General features: G+C 45.3%; 15 protein-coding genes and 1 other annotated feature. Of the genes, 6 read left to right on the forward strand and 9 right to left on the reverse strand.

The window, feature by feature from the left end:
* Positions 1-35: 35 nt before the first annotated feature.
* From bioB to GYO_RS37145, 7 genes are all read right to left on the reverse strand, one after another.
* Positions 36-1,043, reverse strand: a complete 1,008-nt coding sequence (bioB, locus tag GYO_RS37115) for a biotin synthase BioB (protein WP_014114835.1) — start codon at positions 1,041-1,043, stop codon at positions 36-38.
* 2 nt (positions 1,044-1,045) lie between these two features.
* A complete protein-coding gene (bioD, locus tag GYO_RS37120; protein WP_041521045.1) occupies positions 1,046-1,741 on the reverse strand; it encodes a dethiobiotin synthase in 696 nt (231 codons plus the stop codon).
* On the reverse strand, positions 1,738-2,907 hold the full coding sequence (gene bioF / locus GYO_RS37125) for an 8-amino-7-oxononanoate synthase (RefSeq protein WP_014114837.1): 1,170 nt from the start codon (positions 2,905-2,907) through the stop codon (positions 1,738-1,740). The genes bioD and bioF overlap by 4 nt, the downstream gene beginning before the upstream one ends.
* A complete protein-coding gene (gene bioA / locus GYO_RS37130) occupies positions 2,897-4,243 on the reverse strand; it encodes an adenosylmethionine--8-amino-7-oxononanoate transaminase (RefSeq protein WP_014114838.1) in 1,347 nt (448 codons plus the stop codon). The genes bioF and bioA overlap by 11 nt, the downstream gene beginning before the upstream one ends.
* Positions 4,233-5,009: a 6-carboxyhexanoate--CoA ligase gene (gene bioW, locus GYO_RS37135; RefSeq protein ID WP_041521046.1), complete on the reverse strand. Its 777-nt coding sequence runs from the start codon at positions 5,007-5,009 to the stop codon at positions 4,233-4,235. The genes bioA and bioW overlap by 11 nt, the downstream gene beginning before the upstream one ends.
* A gap of 199 nt (positions 5,010-5,208) precedes the next feature.
* Entirely contained in the window at positions 5,209-5,709 is a 501-nt protein-coding gene (locus tag GYO_RS37140) for a hypothetical protein (RefSeq protein ID WP_014114840.1), read from the reverse strand.
* A gap of 54 nt (positions 5,710-5,763) precedes the next feature.
* Positions 5,764-6,663 (reverse strand): dienelactone hydrolase family protein, encoded by a 900-nt coding sequence (locus GYO_RS37145; RefSeq protein WP_014114841.1) that lies wholly within the window; start codon positions 6,661-6,663, stop codon positions 5,764-5,766.
* 217 nt (positions 6,664-6,880) lie between these two features.
* Here GYO_RS37145 and GYO_RS37150 point away from each other — a divergent pair, with 217 nt between their 5' ends.
* The 6 genes from GYO_RS37150 to GYO_RS37180 all read left to right on the forward strand — a co-directional run bounded on the left by GYO_RS37150 (position 6,881) and on the right by GYO_RS37180 (position 13,540).
* Positions 6,881-7,915, forward strand: coding sequence for a LacI family DNA-binding transcriptional regulator (locus GYO_RS37150; RefSeq protein ID WP_014114842.1), 1,035 nt, complete (start codon positions 6,881-6,883; stop codon positions 7,913-7,915).
* A 33-nt stretch (positions 7,916-7,948) separates the two neighbouring features.
* A complete protein-coding gene (locus tag GYO_RS37155) occupies positions 7,949-9,226 on the forward strand; it encodes an ABC transporter substrate-binding protein (RefSeq protein ID WP_014114843.1) in 1,278 nt (425 codons plus the stop codon).
* Positions 9,223-10,134 carry a carbohydrate ABC transporter permease gene (locus GYO_RS37160; RefSeq protein WP_014114844.1) on the forward strand — a complete coding sequence of 304 codons (912 nt, stop codon included), beginning with the start codon at positions 9,223-9,225 and terminating at the stop codon, positions 10,132-10,134. Before GYO_RS37155 ends, GYO_RS37160 begins: the two co-directional genes overlap by 4 nt.
* Entirely contained in the window at positions 10,131-10,961 is an 831-nt protein-coding gene (locus tag GYO_RS37165) for a carbohydrate ABC transporter permease (RefSeq protein ID WP_014114845.1), read from the forward strand. Before GYO_RS37160 ends, GYO_RS37165 begins: the two co-directional genes overlap by 4 nt.
* Positions 10,962-10,980: 19 nt before the next feature.
* A complete protein-coding gene (gene melA / locus GYO_RS37170; protein ID WP_014114846.1) occupies positions 10,981-12,279 on the forward strand; it encodes an alpha-galactosidase MelA in 1,299 nt (432 codons plus the stop codon).
* A gap of 110 nt (positions 12,280-12,389) precedes the next feature.
* Positions 12,390-13,540, forward strand: a protein-coding gene (locus GYO_RS37180; protein WP_087941766.1) for an IS3 family transposase whose coding sequence is annotated in 2 segments (ribosomal slippage) — positions 12,390-12,663 and positions 12,663-13,540 — 1,152 coding nt in all. Because the reading frame shifts where the segments join, the coding sequence is not laid out codon by codon here.
* Between the two features lie 50 nt (positions 13,541-13,590).
* Here the strand turns inward: GYO_RS37180 and GYO_RS37185 are convergent.
* Complete coding sequence (locus tag GYO_RS37185) at positions 13,591-13,902, reverse strand: rhodanese-like domain-containing protein (RefSeq protein WP_014114849.1); 312 nt, start codon at positions 13,900-13,902, stop codon at positions 13,591-13,593.
* A 115-nt stretch (positions 13,903-14,017) separates the two neighbouring features.
* The gene (gene leuS / locus GYO_RS37190; protein ID WP_014114850.1) at positions 14,018-16,432 is read right to left on the reverse strand and encodes a leucine--tRNA ligase; all 2,415 of its coding nucleotides are present in this window, start codon (positions 16,430-16,432) and stop codon (positions 14,018-14,020) included.
* 109 nt (positions 16,433-16,541) lie between these two features.
* Positions 16,542-16,756: a binding site (T-box leader), on the reverse strand.
* Positions 16,757-16,827 lie beyond the last annotated feature (71 nt).

The following is a 16,827-nucleotide window of genomic DNA, read 5'->3' on the forward strand; positions in this document are numbered from 1 at the left end:
AATCGACATCACACCGATTGCTTTTATTGATTCTTTCAGCTTTTCGCACTTAAACTGGCCTTCATTTCTTCGACAGATTCTACTTCAAAGCCTAAATCATTCAGCATTTTATGATCCTCCGTCTCCTCTTGTCCGGCAGTTGTTAAGTAATCTCCGACAAAAATGGAGTTAGCGGCGTAAAGCCCTAATGGCTGTAATGAGCGGAGATTGACCTCTCTTCCTCCGGAAATGCGGATTTCCTTTGACGGATTGATAAAACGGAACAGCGCCAGCACTTTTAAACAATACAGCGGGTTTAATTCATTGACGCCTTCTAACGGCGTGCCGTCAATCGCATGCAAAAAATTCACCGGAATGGAATCCGCGTCAAGGGCCTTCAAACTTTTTGCAATATCGATGACGTCCTGTTTCGTCTCCTTCATTCCGATAATGGCGCCTGAACACGGGGACAACCCTGATTCTTTTGCCATTTCAACCGTATTGACCCTGTCATCGTATGTATGTGAGGTCGTGATGTTTGAATGGTTTCTCTGTGAAGTATTCAAATTATGGTTATAGCGGTCTACTCCGGCTTCTTTCAACCGCTTCGCCTGCTCCGGCTTTAACAGTCCGAGACACGCACAAACCTTCAATCCATATGTCTCTTTAATTTCCTGCACCGCGTCTACGACCTGATCCACTTCTCTGTTGGACGGCCCCCTGCCGCTTGCCACGATGCAATATGTGCCGATATTTAGATCGTGCGCCCGCTTTGCGCCTTCTAGAAGCGTTTCCTTATTCACCATCCGGTAAGACTGAATCGGCGCTTTTGAAATCGCGGACTGTGAACAATAGCCGCAGTTTTCCGGACAGAGTCCTGATTTCGCATTCATAATCATATTGAGCTTTACTTTTTTTCCATAAAAGTGTTTTCTGATATGAAAAGCCCCATGCATTAAAAGCAAAATATCTTCATCAGGACAGTTTAATATCGAAAGCGCCTCTTCGTCGGTCACTTCTGCTCCAGCAAGCACCTGGTCTGCGAGTTCCATCCATTGATTCATTCTCATACCCCCACTTGATTCATCAGTAATGATAGATTGATATGGTCTTTTACCATATGTAGAACCGTTTCTTTCGTCACGTTGGCAAGCTTTGGCGTAATCCCTAAAATCGGCACACCGCATAAGCGCTCAATCATCCCAGGATTGGTTTTTTCATCATCATCAGGGGAATCACTGATTCCATTGATGACAATTCCGGCAATTGGCAGCCCCATACTTTTTGCATATTGGACAGTTAAAAAGGTATGATTAATTGTTCCGAGATGAGGACGTGCCACAATGATGATGGGAAGCTGTAGCGCTTTTATGACATGACTGACTAAAAAATCCTCTCCCAATGGCACAGAAATACCACCCGCACCTTCTACGATAAAGCATTCATGTTTTTCTCTTATCCGCTCCCAATGGCTTAAAACCTCTTCCATGGTGACAGCCTTTCCTTCCAGCTTCCCTGCAACATATGGTGCAAGTGGCGCTTTGAAGGCAAAAGGCGTAATGTCTTCATGAGAAAGACTCGTCTGTGACGTATCTTTCAGGAGACTAGTGTCGCTCTCCGGATGATGACGAGATATACCGCTTAAAAATGGTTTAAACACCCCGACATCTTTGTTATGTTCTCGCAATAAAGCGGCGATTCCGCTGGATATAACCGTTTTCCCCACTTCTGTATCTGTTCCTGTCACAAAAAAACCCCTCAAATGATGTGCAGCTCCTTTCCAATTGAATGAAATGATTTCAGCAAATGATCAATATCACGAATACTGTGGTCAGCAGTGATTGTTAATCGGATCCGGCTTTCACCTTGCGCAACGGTCGGCGGCCGAATGGCAGGGGCATAAATCCCATTGTCCTGCAGTTTTTCAGCAAATGTGACCGTTTTACGGGCATCGCCGATGATCACAGGAATAATCGGCGTGTGATCACCTTTTACCACATAACCCATGTTCTTCAGACTGGTTCTGATCATGTTGATATAAGAAAATAAAAGCTGCCGTTTTTCCCTGCTGGCTTCAATGATGTTGAAAGCCTCATAAGCGGCTGCACAGCTGGCTGGCGGAATAGCGGTTTGAAAGATAAATGTTCTGGCATGGTTGAGCAAAAAGTCGACGAAGGCCGCTGAACCTGCAGCAAAACCTCCTTCCGTGCCAACAGCTTTGCTTAAGGTGCCGATCACAATGTCAGGACAAACACCAAAGTACTCACTCGTTCCTCCTCCTGAATCACCCAAAACACCTGTGGCATGGGCATCATCAACGATCACGAAGGCATGATAGCGTTTCGCAAGTGAGATGATTTGATCAAGAGGGGCAATTGTGCCATCCATGCTGAAAACCCCGTCTGTTACGATAAAACGGCGCTGATAACGCTGTGTTTCATTCAGCTTGTTTTCAAGATCATCCATATCAATATGCCAGTAAACAACTGTATCAGCCTTAGACAGCCGGCAGCCATCAATCATACTTGCATGATTGAGTTGATCACTTAAAATGACATCTTCCTTTTCTGGCAATGATGAAAGGACACCGACATTGGCCAAATAACCGCTCGAAAACAGTAAAGCCGCTTCCGTCCGTTTAAAGGTGGCAATCTTTTTTTCAAGCTTTTCATGCCAAACCGAATTGCCTGTCGTTAAACGGGAGCCGCTGCTTCCTGCCCCAAATTGCTGCAGTGCTTCTTGGGCTGCAGAGATCAAGCGGCTATGGCTTGCCAGTCCTAAATAATTGTTTGAAGACCAGACCGTTTGATTCTCTCCATCAATTTTCCTCTCTGGAATCGGAGCCCCGTTCATTGTCCGCAGATTACGGTATACGCCGGCTTCCTTCGCTCTGTCTAACCGCTCGTTTAACCAGGCGTCAATCTTCAAGGCTGGTTACCTCTTGGATCGCTTCTTTCATAATGGCAACCATTTCCGCGAGCTCTTCAGCTGTGCTGGCGAGAGGAGGCAGAAATGCAATCACGTCCCCCAGCGGCCTTGTCAGCATGCCAAGCTCTCTCATTTTTAAGGAAACTTTGTAGCCAACCCGCCGATCAGCAGGGTAAGGCTTTTTGGTCTCCTTTGACTGAACAAGCTCTGCACCGCACATAAAGCCCAGCTGCCGAATATCTCCCACGTGAGGAAGAGCGTACAGATCTTGAAGAAGGAAATGGAGTTTTTCACTTTTTTGCGCTACTTGTTCCACAATGTTTTCAGATTCAAATAATCTCAGATTTTCAAGTGCAACCGCACAGCCGAGCTGATTTCCTGTGTAGGAATGACCGTGGAAAAAGGTTTTTTGGTTTTCATAATCATCATAGAATGCCTTATAGATGTCTTCAGTGGCAAACGTAACGGCGATTGGCAAATAGCCTCCTGTAATGCCTTTGCCGGCAGCCATCAGATCAGGCTGGACATTCTCGTGCTCACACGCAAACATTTTCCCGGTACGGCCAAAGCCTGTGGCGACTTCGTCAACGATCATTAAGACATCGTATTTAGTACATAGCTCGCGCACGCCTGCCAAATACCCTTTGGGCATCACAATCATCCCGGACGCTCCTTGAACCATTGATTCAATGGAAAGTGCGGCAATGTCCTCATGATGTTCTTCGAGCAGCTGTTCAAGTTCTCGCAGGCACTCATCACGGCACTCATCAGGATCGCCGCTTTCAGAGCGATACACATAAGGAATCGGAGCTTTGTAACTATCAAACATTAACGGGCCGTATACGTGGTGGAACAGTTCAATTGAACCGACACTGACGGCGCCAATCGTATCACCGTGATAGCCATTTTTCATTGCTATAAATTTTTGTTTCTCAGGCTTTCCGATGTTCTTCCAATACTGAAACGCCATTTTTAGGGCTATTTCCATCGCTTCTGCACCGCTGTCTGAATAAAAGACTCGCGTGAGCTTTTTTGGACTGATGTCGATTAATGCTTCGGCAAGCTGGGTTGCTGGAACGTTGGTCATGCCCAATAACGTGGAGTGCGCGATTTTTCCGAGCTGATTTTTTATGGCGTCATCTAATTCCTTTTTGCGGTGCCCATGGACATTAAGCCAAACAGAAGAAAAACCGTCATAGTATTCCTTGCCGTTTATGTCTTTGACTTTGATTCCATTGCCGCTTTCGATGATTAAGGGGTTTTCATCATAATCTTTCATTTGGGTAAAAGGCAGCCAGAGGTGCTTTTTACTATTTTCTATCAAATCATGAGTCATGATCTTCCTCCCACTCTATCAAAATAGGCTGCTTCTCCAGATCATGCATGTACGTGTTTACATCTTCGGAGCCATCAATAAAAAAGATCCGGCAGCCCTCTTCAATCCCGTATTCTTTCATTGCTGTAATACGCTGATAGCCCATTTTCTTACCTGCAACGTAGCCTGTTATGTAATCAGGGTCATCTGACCAGCATAATTCTGCAACGGCGGCCGGGTGCTGACTGACCTTTGAAGCGAGTGCAAGTGCCTCTTTTATTCTAGAATGTGCCGGCACGTGACAACGAAGCGCCCATTTTTCAAAATTAGCATCCGGCCAATCCATTCTGGAGACACGCACCCCTTTTTCTTTTGTTTGATCAATCCGCTTGCCTGAGTGAATATCAAACAAAACAGCTCCCCTGACACCCGACCATGAAGGGATTTGTTCATATGCTTTTGCAATCACTTCTCGTGAAACGCCTTCTCTTTCCAACAACAATCGGGCAAGCTTTTGTCCCTCTTCCGGGGAGCTCACTTCGTTCGTATGCACTGGCAATGGCTGTATGGTTTTTATCGGTTCATGAACCTCTTCAAATTGAATTTGCATAAAATCAGGCTTTCCTCTTGAATGGGATAACCCTTTTTCTAATAAGGCATTGACTGTACGCTGCATCTCATGGAAAGGAATAAGCCGTTCTCCGCCAGATATATGCTTTCCGCCGTCTTCATGAGATCCATTCATAGATGCCCTCATTCTGACACTATAAAATGTTTCTTCTTGCATCCATTCTCGCCCTTTCACTAATAACTGAAGAACGTATATCACATCCTATTCTAATTGTTAACCAATTATAAATTAAAGTTAACAATTAGAATATTATTATTCACATACGATTCTGTCAATATAGGAAATCTTCATTTTGTTTTGGGGCTGGTCCTTGAAACGAGCAAAAAGACCGTTTTACAGTTAAACGGTCCTAGCCTTAGATGTCTATTCCTCTGCGTTTTTTTCGATTTCTATACTTGATGAACAAGCCGATCCCATTTACCATCATCAGCCCAAAAATCGTATTGCCTAACGGTGCCCAGCCATTCTCACCTGTGAAAAATAAGGACAGGGCCACCTTCCCAACAAGTGTCACATTCAATAGGATTAAACCAAATACAAGCGACCGCTTCCAGAAAGCAGCCAAAATAAAACCGAGAAAAACCATCATGAAAGCAATTGTTAAAACAGCCGAGACCGGACTGCTTAAAAGTATTTGCTCGAATTCCAGCACTTTTTTCATTTGCAGATCAATCTTCTTAGGTTCCGGAAACCAGACCATACTGCTCATCATCAATACAAAAGTGATGATGATGCCTTTCCAGCTGCGCTTATACGCAGCATAAACCAATACTAATAAAAAGAGGGGTCGGATATACCAGCTTAATGGATTGAGATGCCGCCGGAAAGTCCAATCCAAAATGTCTTGTAATTCCATTGGTTCCACTTCCTTCGCTCAAATCTGCGCCTTTCTGCCAATTTCCTGTAACCGTCACAGCCACTTTTGCAAAAACCGGACAGCTTCATGCCTCATGACTGCTGTTTCGAAATGCCCTGAAGCGGAACGGGCCACCCGATAGCAATCAGAAGCACCCTGTCCAGCATACGCAGATGTCAATTCTTTTTCGATTTTGTTCACACCCTCAGCCGGCGTTAACCGGTCGTGTACACCAACAAGGCTAAGGTGCGGGCGCGGCGCGATCATGCTTTGGATCTCTGAGGCAGAAAAATGCTTTGCAAGCGACGGGACGTAATAATAAAAGCCGTGCCGGTCAAGATTCTGTGTTTTCATCAGCACGTGATGATCTACCTGGCTGCATAAATCCACACACACCTTAATCCGGTCATCGAGCGCCGCTGTCCACCACGCCATCAACCCTCCCATAGACATGCCGATGGTCCCGATTCTGTCAGGCTGAACATCAGGGCGAGACTGCATATAATCTAACGCTCTTAAACTGTCATAAATCATCATGCCCCACATCACTCTTCCGGTAAGAAGCATTTCTTTAAAAATCTCGCTTTCCGTTTTTCCACGCCGATCTCCAAATCCCCAATGATCTATCGCAAGCACGCTGTACCCAAGAGAAGTCAGCTCACGGGAAAAAGAAGGCGCTTTCAAATAATCCGCTCCTTCCATCAGTTCACTTTTTCCCCTGTCATACTGGCCGCCATGCGAATGTTGAAACAATACGGCTGGACACGGCCCTTCTACAGACTTCGGTTTCACAAAATAAGCGGGCACCTTTTCATGTCCGTTTAGATCGAGCAGGAGCGTTTCAATGATGTTTCCTTCTCTTTCTTCAATACGCAATGTCTCCGTACTGATTTCCCTCCGATCAGGCAAATCTCCAAGCAATCGAAACAGCTGCTTTCTTCTTTCCGTACTCATTCCCTCACCCTTCCTTATTCGCTTACTTCACATTTACGAGACGAATCTGGTTTCCCCTTTATTTTTCCAAAACAAATCGCATCATTTACTAAATATTTAGTAAATATAACGAAATATTCCGAAAATGATTATTGTAACCGCTTACTTTCATATGATAGTATCAATTTATCAAAAACAGAGAAGTTAATATTTTACTAAATAGATGAGAGGGATACTTATGGTTCGGATTAAAGATATCGCCTTGAAAGCAAATGTTTCAAGTGCGACTGTTTCCAGAATTTTAAATGAAGATGAGTCGCTTTCTGTTGCTGGCGAAACGAGACAAAGAGTCATCACTATTGCCGAAGAGCTCGGCTACCAAACGGTTGCTAAACGCCGGAAAGCCCGCGGGCAAAAACAGCGGGCCCAGCCGCTGATCGGCGTGCTGAGCTGCCTGTCCCCCGATCAGGAGCGGCAGGATCCGTATTTTTCTTCAATTCGCAAAGGCATTGAAAAAGAATGCTTTGAACAGGAAATTTTCATTACGAATTCGATTCATCTCGGTTCCTTTCAGGAGCATATCTTTCGGGAACTGGATGGTGTCATTGTCATCGGCCGTGTTCATGATGAAGCGGTTAAGCATATCAACGGAAGGCTGGAACATGCCGTATTTATCAATCATTCTCCTGATCCGCAAGCATACGATTCGATTGGCATTGATTTTGAATCCGCTTCACGCCAAGCGATTGATCACCTTTTCGGTCTTGGTTACAAACGGTTAGGTTACATTGGCGGACAGGAAAAAGAGCATACGCTGAAGGACGGCCAAAGCATTCGCAGAACGATTGAAGACAAACGGCTGACCGCCTTTTTGGAGTCCGCCGCCCCCCGGCCTGAGCATGTGCTGATCGGAGAATACAGCATGCGCGAGGGTTATCGCCTGATGAAGAAAGCAATCGCTCAAGGCAATCTGCCGGAAGCATTCTTTATCGCAAGCGATTCCATGGCGATCGGCGCATTAAAAGCGCTCCAGGAAGCCGGACTCCAAGTGCCACGGGATACGGCGTTCGTCAGCTTTAACGGCATTGAAGAAGCTGAATTTGCCAGCACGCCACTAACGACGGTGAAGGTGTACACAGAGGAAATGGGCCGTACAGGCGTGAAACTGTTGCTTGACCGTCTCAATGGGCGTACGCTTCCTCATCATGTCACCCTGCCCACAACATTAATCGTGAGACAAAGCTGCGGATATACAGCTAAGGAGGTGACATAAGCAAGCATTCATCACGATAATAAGGAGGAAAAGATGAAACACACTTTTGTTTTATTTCTCTCTCTTATTCTGCTTGTTCTGCCCGGATGCTCAGCAGAGAAAAGCTCAGCAGATACCGCAAAAAAGACGTTAACGATTTATTCTACAATGTCAACGGACAGTGAAAGAGATACGTTCAGAAAACTGGCGGCAGCGTTTGAAAAGGAACACAGAGACATCCGTGTCAGCCTTCATTTCCCAGGCAATGACTATGAAAATATGATGCGTGTCAGAATGGCAGCCAATGATTTGCCTGACCTTTTCGATACACATGGCTGGGGAAAAATCAGGTATGGAGAATATACAGCTGATCTCAGAGATATGGAATGGACCCAAGATCTCGATCCCAATTTAAACAGCATCCTCAAAAATAAAAGCGGAAAGGTGTATGCCTATCCGATCAATCAGGCAAAAGACGGTCTGGCATATAACCGCAATATTTTAGACCGTTACGGCATTAACCCGCCGGAAACCATGGATGACTTTATGAAAGCGCTGAGAACGATTAAAGAAAAGAGCAAGGGAAGCATTATGCCCTTCTGGTTTGCCGGCTATGACAAAAGCTCATTCGCCCAATATTACGACCAATTCGCTACACCTCTTCTCATCACAGATCCTGCCCATAATGAAAAAAAACAGCTCACCAACGGCACTTTTCATTGGAGCAAATTCACTTATTTATCAGACATCCTTAAACAAATGCAGAAAGAAAAATTGATCAATATTGACGCCGTAACCGCAAAAAAATCACAGCTCATTGAATTAATGGCCCAAAACAAAATCGCCTTTACGATGCAAGGCGGCACGCTTGGCCAAGACGTTGCCCAGATCAATCCGAAGGTCAAGGTCGGCATTATCCCGACACCTGCCATACATGACGGTGATGATCCGATATGGATCGGTGGTGAACGCTACACACTTGCAGCATGGAAAGACTCCCCTCACGTAAAGAAAGCAAAAGAATTCATCGCATTTATGGCCCGTCCCGCCAATGCCAAACAAATGGCTGAAGCCACGTCGCTTCCTTCAGGACTGACCAATGTGAAAGCTGATATTTTCTACGCGAACGACTATGAGCATTATCAAGAAGTCAGAGTCGAGCCTTACTTCGACCGTTTATACCTGCCAAATGGAATGTGGGATGTCCTGGGCACGGCCGGGCAGGAGCTTGCGGCTGACATTTTGACGCCTCAAGAGATTTCGAAGAAGCTGGGAAGAGAATACAAACGACTCCGGGAGCAATCGGAAACACAGGGAGCTGAAGAACAATGAGTGAGATCGCAAGAGACGTTCATGTGAAACAGGTTAAGCCGAAAAAGCAGTCCTCACTTTGGTGGATGTATATTCCTGCTTTGCTCTCCGTTCTGGTCTTTATGATTTATCCGTTTGTGAAAGGCGCATTGATCACCTTTACGAACTGGAACGGCTTTTCGCAAGTCTACCAATGGGTGGGATTCGCGCAATATGAAAGGCTGCTTTCTGATCCTGACACCTGGCACATCTTAAAAAACACGCTGCTTTACGGACTCGGCAGCACCTTTTTCCAAAATGCGGTCGGACTCCTGTACGCCCTGCTCTTGAATCAAAGCATCAAAATGAAAGCGATAACAAGAACAATTGTGTATTTGCCGGTCATGATCAGCCCGCTCATTATGGGCTATATTTGGTACTTTTTCTTCTCCTATGACGGAGGCGCGCTCAACGATTTGCTTGGTGTATTCGGCATCAGCCCGATCAATGCTCTCGCCAGTCCATCGCTCAATCCGTGGCTCATTGTCATGATTAACACCTATCAATATGTCGGGATCGCTATGGTTGTCTACTTAGCTGGCCTGCAAAGCATTCCGAAAGACTATTATGAAGCTGCGCAAATGGATGGCGCGAAACAAGGCCAGCAGTTTTTTAGCATTACGCTGCCGCTGTTAATGCCCTCGATCACGATTAATATGGTCATCAACATTATCGGAGGCTTAAAGCTGTTTGATGTCATTATCGCGCTCACCGCAGGCGGTCCCGGAAATGCGTCACAATCCATGTCCACTTTTATGTACGATTTGTATTTCAAACGGCAGGATGCCGGCTATGCCGCAACGCAAGGCATATTTATGGCATTTGTCATTTTGATCATCAGCTTTTGTGCGCTAGCGTACTTTAAAAGAAAGGAGACGGAAATGTCATGAAAGCCGCCCGTTCAAAAAACATGCGGATCATTACGATTCTTGCCGCCATTGTGGCCTGTGCGCATTTTATTCCTTTTTACATCCTTCTGACCACTTCATTAAAAGCAAAAGGAGACTACAGTTCAAAATGGCTGTTTCCAGCCGACATCTCCTTTCACAATTTTTCAGAAGCGTGGGAGCGCGCTTCGCTAGGAAACTCATTTATAAACACCATCATCATCACAGGTTTTTCTGCCTTGTTATTAATTATATTCGGCTCACTTGCCGCCTACCCGCTTGCCCGGCGGGAAACGAAACTGAATAAAGCCGTTTTTGCCTTGCTGATTTCCATTATGATCATCCCTCCGTTAACGTCGATGGTGCCTTTGTACCGAATGGTCGTGGATGCCGGAATGGTCAATACACACGCCATCGCCATTTTGATCAATACAGCGGCTTATATGCCGTTAACCGTATTCTTATATTCTGGCTTCATCCGTTCGACCATTCCAAAAGAGCTTGAAGAAGCCGCAAGAATAGATGGCGCAGGCATGCTGAAAATCTTTTTTACGATCGTGTTTCCCTTGCTGAAGCCGATCACTGCGACCATCTGTATTATTTCCTGTGTCTTCATATGGAACGACTATCAATTTGCGATTTTCTTTTTACAAGATCAAAAGGTTCAGACTTTAACAGTAGCCATGGCAGGGTTTTTCGGAGAAAACGCCAACAATCTGCATTTAGTTGCCGCAGCCGCGCTTATGGCGATGCTGCCGATGGTTATTCTGTTTTTGGCGCTGCAAAAATACTTTATTGCCGGCCTGTCATCCGGAGCGGTAAAGGGATAACATTAAAGGAGGAAGCAATATGAAAAAGATTACATTTATCGGTGCAGGGAGCACCATTTTCGCCAAAAATGTTTTGGGAGACTGCTTGTTAACAGAAGCACTGAATGGATTTGAATTCGCCCTTTACGACATTGATCCAAAACGCTTGCAGGAATCCCAGTTCATGCTCGAAAATCTGAGAGACCGCTATAACCCGAGTGTGGCCATCAACAGCTATGATGACAGAAAACTCGCCTTGCAGAACGCAAGCTATGTCATCAATGCGATTCAGGTTGGAGGGTATAAACCGAGCACAGTCATAGATTTCGAGATTCCGAAACGGTACGGGCTGCGTCAGACGATCGCTGACACAGTCGGCATCGGCGGGATCTTCAGATCACTCAGAACAATCCCGGTCTTATTTGATATCGCAAAAGATATGGAGGAAATGTGCCCGGATGCGTGGTTTTTAAACTACACAAACCCAATGGCCTCACTTACAGGCGCCATGCTCCGCTATACGAATATCAAAACAATCGGGCTCTGCCACAGTGTTCAAGTGTGCACGAAGGATTTATTCAAATCTCTCGGAATGGAGCATGGCGGAATCGAGGAGCGCATCGCGGGCATCAATCATATGGCTTGGCTTTTGGAAGTCAAAAAAGACGGCGTAGATCTATATCCGGAAATCAAAAGGAGGGCAAAAGAAAAACAAAAAACAAAGCATCATGATATGGTGCGGTTTGAATTGATGGATAAGTTCGGCTATTATGTCACGGAATCATCCGAACACAATGCAGAATATCATCCATACTTTATTAAACGGAACTATCCCGAGCTGATCAGCGAGCTGCAAATCCCGCTCGACGAATATCCGAGAAGATGCGTGAAACAGATTCAAAATTGGGAGAAAATGCGGGATGATATCGTTAATAATAAAAACCTTACGCACGAACGCTCAAAGGAATATGGTTCAAGAATTATAGAAGCAATGGAAACGAACGAGCCGTTCACCTTTGGGGGAAACGTCTTGAATACAGGACTGATCACCAATCTTCCTTCAAAAGCGGTTGTGGAAGTGACATGCGTCGCCGACAGAAAAAAAATTACCCCGTGCTTCGCCGGAGAACTGCCTGAGCAGCTTGCAGCCTTAAACCGGACGAATATTAATACGCAGTTGATGACAATTGAAGCCGCTGTTACACGAAAAAAAGAAGCGGTTTACCAAGCGGCAATGCTTGATCCGCATACAAGCGCGGAGCTTTCCATGACTGACATCATCTCCATGTGTGACGATTTATTTGCAGCACACGGCGATTGGCTTCCGGAATACAAATAAAAAAACTAGGGGGCCTGGGACTGACCCCATAAGATGAGACAAATAAAAACACCTTCAAGTTTGAAAACGGATGATTGTTATCCGAAATTAGACTTGGAGGTGTTTTTTCTATGGGGACAAGAGTGAGTTATCCGGTTGAAGTGAAACAGCAGGCTGTAGAAATGAGATTGGCAGGCGTGCCTATGAAAGAGATCATGCAGAAATTGAATATTAAGAATAAGACACAGGTTCAGACATGGGTTAGATGGCATAAGGCTGGGGATATACATCGATTCGAACAGCCTGTTGGAAAGCAATACACTTACGGAAAAGGTCCAGAGTATTCTTCCGAATTAGAGAAACTGCAGGCAGAGAACCGTTATCTGAGACAACAGAATGAAGTTTTAAAAAAGTACAACGAATTGGAAAGGAAGTTGATAGCGAAACGTCAGTCGAACTTGTAGAAGCATTGCACAGCACAATGACCGTGCAGGATATCTGTATTCATTTAGGTATCTCTCGAGCGTCCTATTATCGTTGGAAGAAGAATCTGACGAAAGATTATCCCAAGCGCCATTTGGAAAAACAAATCGGCACGTTGTGCCGAGAGCACAGGTATCGATATGGATATCGAAAAATCACAGCCATACTAAAAAAGAGAATGCGTATTAACCATAAAACGGTTCAACGTATTATGCAGAAAAATCAATGGCAGTGCCAGGTTAAGGTGAAAAAGCGCAAGAAGAATGGGCAGCCATATGCCGTGGTCGATAATATATTGGATCGGAACTTTAAATCTGATCGCCCTCTTGAAAAACTAGTAACGGACATCACATATTTGCCTTATGGACAGAAACAATTGTACCTTTCCAGTATATTAGATTTATACAATGGAGAAGTGATTGCTTTTACGATTGGCGATAAGCAGGACACAGACTTTGTCTTAGACACACTTGATCAGCTGCCAACACTGCCTGAGAACTGCGTGTTACATAGTGACCAAGGTTCTGTGTATACATCTTACGAGTATCAAAAAGTTGTTAACACAAAAGGCATTACCATGAGCATGTCCCGCAAAGGGACGCCCGCTGATAATGCCTCCATCGAATCGTTTCATTCCTCACTAAAGTCTGAAACGTTCTATCTTAACAGCATTGATCGAACTACGACCGCCATCGTAGAACGCACTGTCATAGAATACATTCATTATTATAACAATATTCGTATTCAAACGAAACTAAACAACCAATCACCGATAAACTATCGGCAATTGGCTGTTTAAAAGGTGTTTTGATCCCTGTCTCAAAAACGGGGGTCAGTCCCGCCTCTCCCCTAGTTTTTTGGTTTTGTTTCGCCTTCCCAGGCCATCATGCCGCCTTCAACATTGACTGTTTTAAAGCCCTGCTCATCCAGGTACCTGCAGACATTCATGCTGCGCATTCCTGAGCGGCAGATAAATACGTACTCTTTGTCTTTGTCAAAGGTGTCCATTTTTTCAGGAATATCTCCCATCCGAATATGAACGGCTTGCGGGATCATGCCTTCCGCCACCTCTTCATCTTCTCTGACATCAATTAAATATAGTTCTTCATCCGCCTCAATTTTTTCTTTCAAAACGGCTGTACTGATTTCTTTTATCTCCAAAGAAAACACTCCTATTCACAATGATCATGTTCAGTATATCAAAGTCAGCTGGACGATTGCTATTTACAGACTGATGAAAAAAATCCCCTTTTGGCAAAGGGGATTTTTTCTAGGCTTAGTTTGCCACAATATTGACAAGCTTGCCAGGCACCGCGATGATTTTTCGAATCGTTTTGCCTTCAAGCTGCTCTTTGATCTTTTCATCTGCTTGAGCAAGCTGTTCCAACTGTTCTTTCGTCGCATCGGCAGGAACCTGTAATTTCGCTTTTACTTTTCCGTTCAGCTGAACAACGATTTCAACTTCATCATCCACAAGTTTCGTTTCATCATATTCAGGCCAAGCTTCGTATGCAATGGTGCCGGAATGGCCAAGCTTCTCCCAAAGCTCTTCCGCCAAGTGAGGCGCGACAGGAGAAAGAAGCTTCACGAAGCCTTCCATATATTCTTTCGGCAGCTCTGTTGCTTTATACGCCTCATTAATAAAGACCATCAGCTGGGAAATACCCGTGTTGAAACGAAGGCCTTCGTAATGGTCTGTGACTTTCATGACCGTTTCATGATACACGCGCTCCAATGTTTCACCAGCGCCTTCAACGATTTTGCCATTAAGCTCACCGCTGTCTTCAACAAACAGGCGCCATACGCGGTCAAGGAAGCGGCGCGCGCCGTCTAATCCTGATTCAGACCAGGCGATTGAAGCATCAAGCGGTCCCATGAACATTTCGTACAATCTCAGCGTATCAGCGCCGTGAGAAGCAACGATTTCGTCAGGGTTGACGACGTTCCCTTTAGATTTACTCATTTTTTCGTTGTTTTCGCCGAGAATCATGCCTTGGTTGTACAGCTTTTGGAATGGTTCTTTCGTCGGCACTACGCCGATATCATAAAGGAACTTATGCCAGAAGCGGGCGTACAGAAGGTGAAGCACGGCATGTTCTGCACCGCCGATATACATATCAACCGGAAGCCATTTTTCCAATTTCTCTGGTGATGCCAGCTGATTCGGATTGCGCGGATCAATATAGCGCAAGAAATACCAGCAGCTTCCCGCCCATTGCGGCATTGTATTCGTTTCTCTTCTTCCTTTTTTACCTGTCTCAGGATCTGTGACTTCCACCCAATCTTTAATGTTCGCAAGCGGTGATTCGCCTGTTCCGCTCGGTTTGATTTCATCCGTTTTCGGCAAAATCAGCGGCAGCTCCTCTTCCGGCACAGCCGTTGATGTTCCGTCTTCCCAATGAATGACCGGAATCGGTTCGCCCCAATAACGCTGACGGCTAAAGAGCCAGTCGCGCAGACGGTACGTCACTTTCTTCTCGCCGTTTTTCGTTTCTTCCAGCCAAGCGATCACTTTCTCAATCGCTTCCTGCTTGTTAAGGCCGTTCAGAAAATCTGAGTTCACGTGCTCGCCGTCGCCAGTGTACGCTGCTTCCTCAACATTTCCGCCTTTCACGATTTCCTTCACCGGAAGGCCAAATGTTTTGGCGAATTCAAAATCACGCTCATCGTGGCCAGGAACAGCCATAACAGCACCTGTTCCGTATGAAGCAAGAACGTAATCCGCAATCCAGATCGGCAATTTTTCTCCGTTTACAGGATTGATCGCATAAGCTCCTGTGAAAACGCCTGTCTTTGTTTTCGCAAGATCTGTACGCTCAAGATCACTCTTTGATTGAATTTCTTTGATATATGCTTCAACAGCTTCTTTTTGCTCTGCCGTTGTGATGTTTTCCACCAATGCATGTTCCGGAGCAAGCACAGTGTATGTAGCGCCAAACAGCGTATCTGGTCTTGTCGTAAACACCGTAAAGGATTCAGCATGTCCATCTACAGTAAAATGAACGTGTGCGCCTTCAGAACGGCCGATCCAGTTGCGCTGCATATCTTTAATGCTTTCCGGCCAGTCAAGCTCTTCCAAGTCTTCAAGAAGCCTGTCCGCATATGCTGTAATTTTCAGCATCCACTGCTTCATCGGGCGTCTCTCTACCGGATGGCCGCCGCGTTCGCTCTTGCCGTCAATAACTTCTTCGTTGGCAAGAACCGTACCGAGAGCAGGGCACCAGTTTACAGGCACTTCGTCAACGTAAGCAAGGCCTTTTTCGTAAAGCTTTAAGAAAATCCATTGCGTCCATTTATAGTATTCAGGGTCAGTCGTATTGATTTCACGATCCCAGTCATATGAGAAGCCAAGCGACTGAATTTGGCGGCGGAAATTATCGATATTCTGCTTCGTAAACACAGCAGGATCGTTCCCTGTGTCAAGCGCGTATTGTTCAGCCGGCAGGCCGAATGCGTCCCAGCCCATTGGATGTAGGACATCATAGCCCTGCATGCGCTTCATGCGGGACAGGATATCCGTAGCTGTATATCCTTCAGGATGGCCGACGTGCAATCCCGCTCCTGACGGATAAGGAAACATGTCCAGCGCGTAAAATTTTTGTTTTTCATTATTATCAAGAGTGGCAAATGTTTTGTTTTCGAGCCAATATGTTTGCCATTTCTTTTCTATCTCTTTGTGCTGAAAACTCAAAGTAAAAACCTCCTTCTGATTGAATACGGCGTTTATGGTTCAAGTATTGACGGGAAGGAGAGGATTATATTCAGAATATTCCCAAACTAAAAAAAACTCCCTCATCCCTAAAAGGGACGAGAGACTTTCGTTTTCCCGCGGTACCACCCTCGTTAGCGCGGCATGCGCCGCACTCACTTGATACTTTTAACGCAGTTATGCGTCAGCGGCTTTTCACCGCTGCAACTCTGAGGTGAGTTCGGAAACAAACTTGATTGACTTTCACCAGCCGTCAACTCTCTGCAACAATATCTGCTTCTTACTGCTCCTCTTCATTGTTCTTATCGCAACCGTAATCTTAACTGTATTTTATAGAATTCTGTTCATAAGTGCAAGCAGGTTTGTATACAATGGGA

The sequence above is a fragment of the Bacillus spizizenii TU-B-10 genome (assembly GCF_000227465.1).
Classification (GTDB): domain Bacteria; phylum Bacillota; class Bacilli; order Bacillales; family Bacillaceae; genus Bacillus; species Bacillus spizizenii.